This is a genomic window from Hydrogenobacter sp. T-8 (genome assembly GCF_011006175.1).
Lineage (GTDB): Bacteria > Aquificota > Aquificia > Aquificales > Aquificaceae > Pampinifervens > Pampinifervens florentissimum.
Window position 1 is genome coordinate 1,492,481 of record NZ_CP048795.1, and the last position, 12,005, is coordinate 1,504,485.

Below are 12,005 nucleotides of genomic sequence, written 5' to 3' on the forward strand. Positions count from 1 at the left end.
TATGGCACTGAATTTGCATAGTTATCAAGCGAAAAGTTTATAATAACATCCAAAGAGGTGTGATGCATGGACAGAAGGGATTTTATAAAAACCTGCGGCACTGTAGCTGTGGTTTCTATGCTAAATAGAGACTTCTTTTCTCAAGCCTTGGCACAACAAAAGGATGGCATGTTTCAGGCATACAAAAAGGCACTCTTGGTAAAACAAGATGGTTCTCCTCTAAAGGAAGAAGACATAAAGCCCCATGTAAACTACATATTCTTCTATCCCCATACCGCCACACCCTGCTACCTGCTCAACCTCGGCGAATCCATACCGCCGGCGGAAATAAAACTAAAGGATGGCAAAAGCTATAAGTGGGGCGGTGGTGTTGGGTCAAAGAAAAGCATAGTTGCCTACTCCGCCATATGTGCCCACCAGTGGAGTTATCCAACTCCCCAGTATTCCTTTATTAACTATTACCCACCGGACACACCCTCAGAAACCACAAAAAAGGCTGGAATAATCCAGTGCTGTGCTCATCTTGCCTTGTATGACCCTAAGGCAGGAGGTAGCGTAATAGACGGACCTGCGGAGTTTCCTCTTGCCTCCATAGTGCTTCAGGAGGAGGGAGGAAACTTTTATGCGGTTGGCGTCTTGGGCAAAGACCAGTTTCAACAGTTTTTTGACAACTACAGAACAGAACTAAGACAACAGTATGGCTCCACTGCAAAAGCCAGAGAGTTAGTGGATAAATGTATTGTTATGGAGGTGGATAAATATGTCCAAGCAGTGGTCAGGTGTTAATAGAAGAGAGTTGATAGGAGGAGCTGTAGCTTTTGGCTTGACCGCACCATTGATGGTTTATGCAAGAACACAAAAAAGACAAAAGGCTCAAGTAGTCATAGTGGGTGGCGGATATGGAGGCGTTACAACCGCCAAGTATCTGAAAAAGGAAAACCCAAACCTTGATGTGGTGCTCATTGAGGAAAGACCCTTTTTCATGTCCTGTCCCATGTCAAACCACTTTCTTACCGGTCTTATGGAGCTTACACCACTTTGCTTTTCTTACAATGTGTTAGAGGTAAAGCATGGAATAAGAGTCCTAAATGACAAAGTCCTTGGTGTGGAGCTTGACAAAAAAGTTGTGAGAACTTCTTCTGGTTATATAGCCTACGATTATCTTGTGCTCTCTCCTGGTATAGACTACGACGTAGAAGATAAACCCTTTTACAAAGAGTCTCTGGTTTACAACCCCCCAGCCTTCAAACCCGGTTCAGAGCATATATACCTCAAAAGGCTTATAGAGGATTTTGAAGGCGGTGATATAGTAATCACAGTTCCACCACCGCCCTACAGATGCCCACCAGCACCCTACGAGCGCGCAGCTTTGATAGCCAGTATGATAAAGAAAAACAATCTAAAAGCTCATATTTACTTTATTGATGCCAATGAAAGGCCCATAATAAACTCAGAGGGCTTTCTATCCGCTTACTATGACCTCTATAAGGACATAGCCACCTACATAACCTCAGCACAGGTAAGAGATATAGATGTTCACAAAAGGGTGGTGAAGACTTCTCATGGGGATTTTAAGTATGACCTTGCAAACATAATCCCACCCATGAAGGCAAGCGGACTTCTTGAAGATGCTGGGCTTTTGAGGAAGGGTCAGAAGTGGGTGGAGGTCAATCCTCTAACCTTTGAATCTTCTGTGAAGAATGTGTTCGTCATAGGTGATGCCTGCCAAAGCTATCTACCAAAGAGTGGATATGCTGCGCATTCAGAAGGTAAGATGGTGGCAAAGATCATAAATGCAAGGATAAAGGGCAAAGAGGTAAAAGAAGAATACCTGCAGATGATATGCTACGCAATGGTAAGTGACAAGGAAGCCATAATGACAGAGACCGCCTTCAGATACGATACGGTGTCAAAGAGGTTCGTTCCAACCCATAGGGAGGACAATCAAAGAAAAGAAAGCACTGCCAAAAGATATGAGGAGTGGGCAAGAGGTCTATGGAGAGACCTCTTCGGTTAAAACTCTTTTAACATTCCTTTTACCTTGTCTTCCCAGCTTGGGTGGACAAGGGTTGCCTTTCTTAGTCTTCTTTTTCTGTCTTTTGCCTTGTGGGTGTTGTAGTGTGAACCGCCAGCCTTCTGTCTTTTTATCTTTCCCGTTGCGGTTATCTTGAACCTTTTCTTTGCGGACCTGTTAGTTTTCATCTTAACCTTTGCCATATCCATACCTCCAAGCAGAAAATTATACTACAATCAGCATCCAAGAAGCTCTTTGAGATCCTTTTCCAGCTCTTTGTAAACGCCAAGCCTTATGCGGTATATTTTACCATTCTTGTCAAGAAGGTAAGAGGTGGGGAAACCCATGAGCTTTAGTTCCTTTTGGAGGTCTTCTGAAGGTCGGACTATGGTAAAGGAATAGTTGTTTTCCTTTAAAAACTTTTGCAGATTGCCCTCTGAGCTATCCATGTTGACCGCAAGCACCTCAAAGCCTTTGTTTTTGCATCTTTTGTATTCCCTCTCAAAGATAGGCATCTCCTCTTTGCAGGGTGGACACCAGGTTGCCCAAAAGTTGAGAAGCACTGCCTTGCCCCTTAGCTCGGAGAGCCTCAGTTCCTTACCATCAAGTGTCTTAAAGGTAAAGTCTGGGAGAGTTTGCTCCACTGGAGGCTTGTAAGAGTTTTGCAGTTCATCCTCTTGCCTGTGTCTTAGTCCAAAGAATAGCACCATAAACAGCAATATGCCCGCAAGGATGTAGGGAATATACTTCATCATGGTTAATTAATTTACTATAGCCTTATTCCTTTTCAAGTGGTGTATTCCGCATTTATCCTTATGTAATCATAAGTAAGGTCTGAGCTGTAGTAGGTCCAGCTTTCTTTGCCTTCCATAAGGTCAAGGGTTATCTCCACTTCTTGAGATTCCTCAAGATATTTTTTTGCGGATTCTATAGCCTTTGGGTGGACTCTTCCGTCATACAGCAGGTGGTTGCCCATGTAAACTTTTAGCTTAAACTGGTCTATGGGAAAGGGGGTTGAGCCTGCGGCGGCCACTATCCTTCCCCAGTTTGGGTCTTTGCCGAAGACTGCGGTCTTCACAAGGTTTGAAACTGCTACCGCCTGAGCTATAAGCCTTGCCTTGAGCTGTATAGAAGCGTTTTTCACATGGACTTTTATAACTCTTGTTGCACCCTCTCCATCTTGAACTATTTTTTTGGCAAGGCTTAGAGAAACCTCCTCTACCGCTTCGCTCACCATCTGAAGATCTTCCTTTAAAAGTCCAAGGCTTATAAGACCAAAGCTGTCATTGGTGCTCATACACCCATCCACACTTATGGAGTTAAAGGTCCGCTCATTTATGTCTCTATGAAGCCTTTCTATTACATCTTCCCTGAGGTCTGCATTGGTAAACACAAAGGCAAGCATGGTGCCCATGTTGGGATGTATCATGCCTGCACCTTTTGCAAAACCAAAAACCTCAAGTCTCCCCTTCTTCACAAAGTCATACTTTGGAAAGCTGTCGGTGGTGGATACCACCTCGCTTGCCCTTTTTAGGTCAAGGGGCTCAAGAAGTCCGCAGGCCGAGTCTATTGCATTTAGAACATCTCCTATGGGCATGGGCTTGCCGATTACCCCTGTGGAGAAAACAAGCACTTCATCCTCCTCAATTTCAAGCCTTTCTGCTACCCTTTTTGCCATAAGCTCCGCATGGGTCAGCCCATCTTTACCCACTCCACAGTTTGCGTTTCCGCTGTTTATTACCATTGCCCTCACTTTTCCTTTGAAAACCCTCTGTGAATAAAGCACGCTTGCGGACTTGAAGTGATTTTTTGTAAAGAGGAAGGAAGCTACGCAGGTCTGAGGAAGAAGAAGCACGAGAAGGTCAGGCTTCCCTCCAGATTTTAATCCCGCCCTTCCAACACCCATAAGAATATCCATAAGGAAAAATTCTATCACATACCGCCGAGTCTTCTTAGTCTTTCTTTTGCATCTGATGCCCACTCTGCCTTTCCTTGAGATAGCTCAAGAGCGGTTCTATAGTGTTCTAACGCTTTGGACACTTGACCCATTGCTTCGTAGTTTCTGCCTAGATAGTAATGGGTGCTTGCATGGTCTGGTATAAGCTGTCTTGCCCTCTGAAGGTATCTTAGGGATTCCTCATTTTTCCTTTGGAAGAATTTAACATAGGCGTAGACATAGTTTGTAAGGAAAACATCGGGCATGGTTTCCAGAGCAAGCCTTGACTGCCTTTCAGCTTCCTCAAGCCTTCTTTCGTTGGCAAGAATGTATGCCATATAAGCCCTTGCCACATAGTTCTCTGGGTATAACTCCACCGCCCTCTGAAAGTGTGTAAGAGCAAGGCTGTAATCCCTATTGGAAAAGGCTTTGCTTCCCTTCTTGAACTCCTCAAAGGAGGGTTGAGTTTTTAAAAGTTTAGCCTTCATACGCTGAAAATCCTGGGTGTCTGTTATGAAAGCACCCTGAGGTCTAAGTTTCTGTATTTCCCCTTTGGCTTCCGCAATCCTTGTTTCTGGAAGAGGGTGTGTGGAGAGCCACTCTGGTGGTCTGCCTCCCCTTTCCATAGATTTGAACATCTCAAACACTCCTATAATACCCATTGGGTCATAACCAGCTCTGTGGGTGTAGAGTATGCCCAGCTGGTCCGCCTCCCTTTCTTGGTCTCTGCTGAACTTAAGGCTCAAAAGTCCTGCTCCCACCTGACCAAACTGAAGCAGTGCTTGTCCGTATGGCTTGTCGCCTACAAGAAGGGCTCCAATATTGAGAAGAAGGTTCAGTCCAAACTGCTTTTCAAGAAACCTCGCATGATGCCTTGCGTTTATATGCCCCAGCTCGTGTCCCAAGACGCTTGCAAGCTCGCTTTCAGAGTTTAGCTTCATAAACAGTCCCCTCGTTATCATCACAGGACCACCAGGAAGGGCAAAAGCATTTATCAGTGAGGAGTTAACCACATAAAACTCGTAGGGTAGTCTCCTCTCTGTATGCTTTACCAGTGATCTCCCAACACTTCTTACGTATTCTTGCACTTCCCTGTCTGGATAAAGACCGTCAAACTCCTCAATGGCGTAGGGAACATAAGCCTTGCCTATTTCTATTTCTCTGCTTTCGGGTAAGAGGTTCAAAAAGGGTCTCCTCGCAGACACATCCGCACAGCTGAGAAGTGTTGAAAGGAGCACAATAATAAGAAGCCTCATGTTCTTAATAATATAGCCTCCCTGAGTTTCCATAATACTTCGTTTATGAGAAGCATTCCCTTTCTGTTTAATATTAGCCTCTGCCCCTCTTCTACAAAGAACTCTTCCAGACCTTGAGGTAGCTCAGACAAAACCTCTCTTTCCACACCCCTTGTAGTCCTTAGCGCGGTAAAAAGGTAGTCATATAGCAGGTCCTTGCCTTCAAGCCTTTCCTCGTACTCCACAGGCTTTTCACTCCTACTAACCTTTTCCGCATATAACCTTAGGTTTTTAGTGTTCCCAAACCTTACCCTACCTATAAAACTCCATGCGGACACTCCAATACCTAAATACTCTTCATGACTCCAATAAACCATGTTATGCTTACATTCATACCCAGGAAGTGCAAAGTTTGAGACCTCATATTGCATAAAGCCCATACTCTCAAGACTTTCACATATGAATTCATACATGTCCGCTACAGTATCCCCATCGGGCAAGTCAAGGAGACCCTTTTGATACAGCAAGCCAAACTGGGTATCTTCGTAAGGTGTCAGGAGATAAAAGGATACATGACTTATAGGCAGGGTTCTTGGAGCTTTCAGCTCACCTTTTAGGTCTTTTAGGCTCTGCCCCTGATAGCCATATATGAGGTCTATGTTTATGTTTTCAAAACCAGCCTTGTGTGCAAGCTCAATTGCCCTTATAGAGTCTTCTACGGAATGAAGCCTGCCAAGGGCTTTTAAGCCTTCTTCTCTGAGGCTTTGCACACCAATGCTTACTCTGTTAAAACCTATTTCCTTTAGTTTTCTAAAGTCCTCAAGGGAATAATTCTCTGGATTGCATTCAATGGTAAGCTCTTCCAGAAATGAGGTGTCCAAAAGCCCGCTAAGTTTTTCAAAAAATGCCTCATAAACCTCTGGCTTTATAAGGGACGGCGTTCCACCTCCAAAGTAGAGAGTTTTAGGCTTTATGCTCAAGTCCTTGTATAGCTCAAGCTCCTTCAGAAGAAGACACATATACTCCTTTGGTTCTACCACAGGCTCTACCACAGAGACAAAGTCGCAGTAAGGACACTTATAAGAGCAAAAGGGAATGTGAAAGTATAAAGCCTTAACCATTTTCAAACCTTATAGGTCTGTTTCTTTGCTCCCTAATTATAGAGAAAGCTACACCTATAAGCAAGGAAAAGGTGATTATGCTACTACCTCCGTAGCTTACAAAGGGCAAAGGCACACCTACAACGGGAGCCAATCCCATAGTCATAAGAAGATTTACGCCCGTCTGAAAGAGCCAAAGCCCAGCAAAGGTGCCAAGGTATATCCTCTCCGTAAGGTGCGGTGTATCCATAGCGTAGTATACGATCCTGTAAAAGATAACAAGAAAAGAAACCAAAAACACTAAGCCCACAACAAAGCCCCATTCCTCAGCTATTACAGAAAATATAAAATCCGTGTGCTTTTCTGGAAGGAAGAGAAGGTGGGACTGTGTGCCTTGCAGGAAGCCCTTTCCCAGAAAACCGCCTGAACCAACCGCTATAACGGATTGAATAAGCTGATAACCGCTACCGTGATAATCTTCATAAGGGTCAAGGACCGCCAGTATGCGCGCCTTTTGATAGTCCTTTAGAAAGTGCCAGACTAAAGGAGACATAAGAAGTAGAGAAAAGCCAGTAAGTATAAAGTATCTAAGACTGAGCCCTTTTAGAAAAAGGATAAGAACCACTATCACACCGTATATCACCGCAGTGCCAAGGTCTGGTTGTTTTAAGGTAAGGACTGTTGGCATGGCAAAAGCGGTAAGCAGGATTAAGGTTTCCCTACTGAAGAGTTTATTCGTATGTCCAAGTGTGTAGAGGGTAAAAAACAAAAGGGAAAATTTCATGAACTCCGAGGGTTGTATACTTACCGGACCGAGGTCAATCCATCTCTTTGCTCCGTAGACAGTCTTACCTACAAGTGGCACAAGCACAAGGAGGAAAAGGTTAAGAAAGTATATGGCTGGTGCCATATCGTAGAGAGCCCTAAAGTTGACCCTTGAAAGCAGGAATATGATGATTAAGCCTACCAAGATGTATATGGTCTGCTTTATAAAGAGAGGAGAGGGGCTTCCCTTATAGGTGGCACTGTAGACACCCACAAGTCCCAAAAGGCAAACAAGTAAAAGAGCTAAGATAATGTATAGGTCGTAGTCTCTTATGAAGCTCCTAAGCCTCACCTTCATAGTAGACGAGCCTTCCACAGTTTGGGCATATCACTACCTCCCCCTTTATCAGTCTTGAATAGAGGGCGGAGGGCAGTTTTGTCCCGCAGTTGGTGCAAGACCCAGAGGAGTCTGCGAGTAGTATAACAGGCAGGCCATGTCTTCTTTTCAGGGCTTCGTATTCATCGAGCACCTCTCTCTCCGTACCCTGCCTTAGCTTGTGAAGTTCCTCTGTAAGTTTATTGACCCTGCTAAGGAGCTTAGACTGGGAGTATCTTAGGTCCTCAAGCTCCTCCTCAAGCTCCTGTATCTCTTTCAGTAGCTTCTTGTCTTCTTTATCTTCCTCAAGTTTCTTGAGTTTTTCCTCAAGATCCCTAAGGCTGTTGGTGAGCTTTATAACACAGTCTTCATGCCTTGCCTTTTCTCTAAGAAGTGCCTTATACTCCTCTGCCTTTTTCACAAGTTGTAACCTCTCTTCCGCCCTTTTTGCACCAGCCTTGCATTCTTCAATCATCTCCCTATGTTTTTTTAGCTCCCTTTTCAAATCCTCTACGCTTTTGAGGATATCATCCCTCCTTTTTCTCAGTTCCTCTATCCTCTTGACCACATGTTCTGCCTGAGATATAAGCCTTCCAAGTGCGCTTTGTGTTCTTACCAATTCCAGCTCCACCCTCTGAAGCTGGAGCATCTTTTGAAGTTTTTCGTTTTTCACAAGGAATATAATATAAGCCATGTTTGACCTTTTGATTAAGTCCGCCTTTATACCGGACAAGGGCAAGACTATGGACGTGGGTATAAGGGATGGGGTCATAGTGGAACTGGCTGAGAGCCTGGAGGGAGAGTCAAGGTATACCATAGAAGGTAAGGGTAAAGTGCTTTTCCCATCCTTTGCCAACATGCACACCCATATATCCATGAGCCTACTGAGAGGTCTGGGTGCAGACCTTCCTCTTATGGATTGGCTTCAGAAGGTTATATGGGTTTTGGAAGGTGAATTTGTATCTCCAGAATTTGTAAGGGACGGTGCACTTATAGGAATTGCGGAGGCCATAAGCTCCGGCACGACCCTCTTTATGGACATGTATTTCTTTGAGGAGAGCGTGGCGGAAATTGCCCAAATGGCTGGCATAAGAGCAGGGCTTGGCTTTGGCATCCTTGACTTTCCCACAAAGGTGGCAAAAACTCAAGAGGAATACCTAAAGAGGGCAAGAGAATTTATAAAAGACTTCAAAGGACAGGAGCTAATATTTCCAACCCTTTGTCCTCATGCGGTCTACACCTGCTCTCCAGACACCCTGAGAAAAGCTCTCCAGCTTGCCCTTGAGGAAGATGTATACATTCACATCCATGTAGCGGAAACCCAACAAGAAGTGGACGCATCCTTAGAAAAGTTTGGCAAAAGACCTGTGGAACACTTATACAGTCTTGGTCTACTTACAGACAAAACTTTGATGGCTCATGTAGTATGGACTACAGAGGAAGAAAGGGAAATGATAAAGGAGAAGGGTGCAAAGGTCTTGCACTGTCCTGAGAGCAACCTAAAACTCGCCTCTGGCATTGCACCCATAAGCGACTATATAAGAAGAGGCATTCATGTATGCCTTGGCACTGATGGACCAGCTTCCAATGACAACCTTGATATGCTTGAAGAGTTAAGCCTTATGGCAAAGCTACAAAAGGGTGCAAACCTTGACGCAAAAGCAATGGATGCAAGAACTGCCCTAAGGATAGCAAGCGAAGAAGGCTTTAGAGCGGTGGGTATAAAAGCAGGAAGGGTTGAGGTAGGATACGACGCAGACCTTATACTTCTTGACCCTAACAAACCTCATCTACAACCCCTTTATGACCCCATTGCCCAGCTTGTATACTCCGCAAAGTCCTCAGATATAGATACGGTCATATGCAAAGGAAGGGTCTTAATGGAAAAGGGAGAGCTAAAAACCATAGACCAAGAAGAGGTTCTCTTTGTTGCCAACAAGTGGAAGGAAAAAATACAAGGTTTTTTAAAGAGTAAAATTCTATCCTAACGGGGTGTGGCTCAGGTGGCAGAGCGCCTGCTTCGGGAGCAGGAGGTCAGGGGTTCAAGTCCCCTCACCCCGATGTGAACACTCAAAGCTAAGTCTTGATAGACCTTTAATAAACATAAAGCGGACGAACAAGGAAGAAGTAGAACAATACCGTAAGGAGTTCAATGAACTACTCAAAGACCTGATGGCTCAAACCATCGGCAAAATGCTACAGGCAGAATTGGATGAATTCCTTGGCTACGAAAAATACAAACGCTCCTATAACCCTAACTCCAGGAATAGAGCCTTGTATGTGGTAGCTGGAATAGACACAGATGGCTACAAGGAAATACTTGGCTTTTGGCTTGCAAAAGAAGAAAGTGCCAGCTTTTGGGTAAATGTTTTCAATGACCTCAAGGCAAGAGGAGTAGAGGACATACTTGTAGTGGTAAGCGACGAGCTAAAGGGTATACAAGAAGCAGTAAGGAGCGTATATCCCATAAGCGACCATCAGAAGTGTCTGGTTCACGAGGTAAGGAACAGTCTAAAGAAGGTCAAATACAAAGACAGGAAGAGAGTAGCCAGTGCCTTGAGGGCAATATACATGCCCGCCACGCAGATGCAAGCTAAGGAGAACTTTGAGAGGTTTAAGAGGGGATACCAAGTAGAGTATCCACAGGTAGTGAAGGAGTGGGAAAGAGACTTGAGGAGATATTGACCTTTTACAGATATCCGTATGAGATAAGGAGTATGTTGGCGATTACAAACTTTGTGGAGAGTATAAACAGCGAGATAAGGAAGGTGATATATGGCAAGAGGGTATTTCCGAGGGATGAGGCTTGAAGGTATGTTATGGGGTAGCGATGGACATAGAGGAGGATAAAGCCTTTGAGGGATTGGGAGAAAATATATGTCCAGCTGATAATTCTTTTTGAGGGCAGGCTATGAAGTATGGTAGAATTTACACAAATTTTGAAACAGTTCCTAAATCTCCTCTATATAGCCCTCACAAGAACAAGCCTAAAAACTAAATTCCCTCAAGAAATTCAAGACACCCTTGATTTTATTAGTAGTTTGCAAAGAGCAATAGGCTATAATACAATTAATGACACATGAGTATAGCTTGACAGAGAATATAAACATGAGACAAGAATTTAATCACAACATTGAATATGTAATAGGTGATGCGAGAGTTTATGAACCTGACGAGGAGGTGCACCTTGTAGTAACATCTCCACCTTATTTCAATTATATAGATTATGGAACTCAACAAGGGCTTGAAAACATAAACAATTACCATGAATATATAGAGGAGTTGAAAAAAGTTTTTCAGAAAATTTACAACTTTATTACATTAGGAGGAACGATTTGTATAAACATTACTAATATGAAATCAAGAAAGAAAAGGGAGGGACAATCTTTCTTATATCCAATTGTAGCAGATGTAATAAAATTTATGATTGATATAGGGTTTGTGTTTTTTGACGAAATTATTTGGGTGAAGGGTTATGGTAACAACGGAGCGTTAAAGGGAAAACCTCTTTTTGGTTCGTATCCGTATCCACCTACTCCTAAAATTCTTGATAGCATTTTTGAAAATATCTTAATTTTCAAAAAAGCAGGTAAAAGGACAGTTTCCAAGGAAATTAAAGAGTTGTCTAAAATTAGCAAAGATGAATGGATATTATATACAAGGGGTATTTGGTATATAGAACCAGACAAAAAAAGTAAGCATCCTGCATCTTTTCCCTTAGAAATTCCTATGAGATTAATAAAACTTTACTCTTTTTATGGTGATACTGTTTATGACCCATTCGTAGGTTCTGGAACGACTCTTATAGCAGCAGCTATGTTAAATAGAAGAGGGATTGGATTAGACGTAAATCCAAAATATAAAAGTGAGTTTGAAAAAAGATGGAAAGAATTAACATTAAACAAGAACTTATTTTAAAATCTATATGGTTTACATGTGCATCAATATCACAAACATTTGAAAGGACAAGTAGGTCAAGAGAGGATATTTTATATCACGCATGGAGAATATTTACAGGAAAATTAGGAGAACTTACATTTGCAAACTGGTTAGTAGATAAAAATTTATTGTCTTCAGAAGATTATAAAAAATATGAAGATAATGCTTTAAGTATCTTTTGGGGTAAAACTAATGTAGATGAATTTGATTTACATGTAAATGGTTATTTAATAGATATTAAAACTCTGCCAGAACATTCTCATAAATACCTTATAATACCTAAGGATCAATTTGAAAATCAACCCAAAGATATATATGTATGTTTGAGGCTGGAACATTCACTAAATAATAATGAAATGAAGATTAAATTATTAAACAAGAATTGCTTTGAAATCTACACTCTGTTAAAAAACAATACTATAAAAGAACAGTATAGATTCACCGCAGAAATTCTGGGTTTCATTGAAAGAAGGACAACCCTTTTTGAATTTTATGAAAAAGATGCTGTATGCCCTGAAAAATCTTGTTATAGAATACATATTAATAGATTAAGCAACATAGGAAATCTTTTTCCTCTTTTAAACCCTTTAAGTAGTTGACAGATGCTATGTTCAACAATACCAATTTTAAACTTTCATCA

General features: G+C 42.4%; 12 protein-coding genes, 1 tRNA gene and 1 pseudogene. 7 read left to right on the forward strand and 7 right to left on the reverse strand.

Going from position 1 to position 12,005, the window contains the following annotated elements:
* The first annotated feature begins 66 nt into the window (after window positions 1-66).
* Together G3M65_RS08620 and G3M65_RS08625 are read left to right on the forward strand one after the other, a co-directional pair.
* The gene (locus tag G3M65_RS08620; protein WP_173834169.1) at window positions 67-786 is read left to right on the forward strand and encodes a Rieske (2Fe-2S) protein; all 720 of its coding nucleotides are present in this window, start codon (window positions 67-69) and stop codon (window positions 784-786) included.
* Window positions 761-2,017 (forward strand): NAD(P)/FAD-dependent oxidoreductase, encoded by a 1,257-nt coding sequence (locus G3M65_RS08625; protein ID WP_173834170.1) that lies wholly within the window; start codon window positions 761-763, stop codon window positions 2,015-2,017. Before G3M65_RS08620 ends, G3M65_RS08625 begins: the two co-directional genes overlap by 26 nt.
* On the opposite strand, the gene rpmI is transcribed toward G3M65_RS08625, so the two are convergent.
* Genes rpmI through G3M65_RS08660 form a run of 7 tightly spaced genes read right to left on the reverse strand, consistent with a single transcriptional unit; the run spans window position 2,014 to window position 8,120 of the window.
* Window positions 2,014-2,217: a 50S ribosomal protein L35 gene (gene rpmI / locus G3M65_RS08630; protein WP_173834171.1), complete on the reverse strand. Its 204-nt coding sequence runs from the start codon at window positions 2,215-2,217 to the stop codon at window positions 2,014-2,016. The two genes, G3M65_RS08625 and rpmI, sit on opposite strands and share 4 nt — an antisense overlap.
* 33 nt (window positions 2,218-2,250) lie before the next feature.
* Entirely contained in the window at window positions 2,251-2,769 is a 519-nt protein-coding gene (locus G3M65_RS08635) for a TlpA family protein disulfide reductase (RefSeq protein ID WP_254426263.1), read from the reverse strand.
* 32 nt (window positions 2,770-2,801) lie between these two features.
* Entirely contained in the window at window positions 2,802-3,932 is a 1,131-nt protein-coding gene (gene argJ / locus G3M65_RS08640; protein WP_173834172.1) for a bifunctional glutamate N-acetyltransferase/amino-acid acetyltransferase ArgJ, read from the reverse strand.
* A 14-nt stretch (window positions 3,933-3,946) separates the two neighbouring features.
* Window positions 3,947-5,206: a M48 family metalloprotease gene (locus G3M65_RS08645; RefSeq protein WP_173834173.1), complete on the reverse strand. Its 1,260-nt coding sequence runs from the start codon at window positions 5,204-5,206 to the stop codon at window positions 3,947-3,949.
* Window positions 5,203-6,306 carry a radical SAM family heme chaperone HemW gene (gene hemW / locus G3M65_RS08650; RefSeq protein WP_173834174.1) on the reverse strand — a complete coding sequence of 368 codons (1,104 nt, stop codon included), beginning with the start codon at window positions 6,304-6,306 and terminating at the stop codon, window positions 5,203-5,205. Before hemW ends, G3M65_RS08645 begins: the two co-directional genes overlap by 4 nt.
* Window positions 6,299-7,408, reverse strand: coding sequence for a rod shape-determining protein RodA (gene rodA, locus G3M65_RS08655; protein WP_173834175.1), 1,110 nt, complete (start codon window positions 7,406-7,408; stop codon window positions 6,299-6,301). The genes hemW and rodA overlap by 8 nt, the downstream gene beginning before the upstream one ends.
* On the reverse strand, window positions 7,392-8,120 hold the full coding sequence (locus G3M65_RS08660) for a zinc ribbon domain-containing protein (RefSeq protein WP_173834176.1): 729 nt from the start codon (window positions 8,118-8,120) through the stop codon (window positions 7,392-7,394). Before G3M65_RS08660 ends, rodA begins: the two co-directional genes overlap by 17 nt.
* Between G3M65_RS08660 and G3M65_RS08665 the strand changes: the two genes are divergently transcribed.
* From G3M65_RS08665 to G3M65_RS08690, 5 genes and pseudogenes are all read left to right on the forward strand, one after another.
* Complete coding sequence (locus G3M65_RS08665) at window positions 8,119-9,414, forward strand: amidohydrolase (RefSeq protein ID WP_173834177.1); 1,296 nt, start codon at window positions 8,119-8,121, stop codon at window positions 9,412-9,414. The genes G3M65_RS08660 and G3M65_RS08665 overlap by 2 nt on opposite strands.
* Window positions 9,415-9,487: transfer RNA gene (locus G3M65_RS08670), tRNA-Pro, on the forward strand.
* Between the two features lie 132 nt (window positions 9,488-9,619).
* Window positions 9,620-10,236: pseudogene (locus tag G3M65_RS08675) on the forward strand (IS256 family transposase).
* Window positions 10,237-10,498: 262 nt separating this feature from the next.
* Entirely contained in the window at window positions 10,499-11,344 is an 846-nt protein-coding gene (locus G3M65_RS08685; protein ID WP_173834179.1) for a DNA-methyltransferase, read from the forward strand.
* On the forward strand, window positions 11,308-11,964 hold the full coding sequence (locus tag G3M65_RS08690; protein WP_173834180.1) for a hypothetical protein: 657 nt from the start codon (window positions 11,308-11,310) through the stop codon (window positions 11,962-11,964). The genes G3M65_RS08685 and G3M65_RS08690 overlap by 37 nt, the downstream gene beginning before the upstream one ends.
* Window positions 11,965-12,005: the final 41 nt, after the last annotated feature.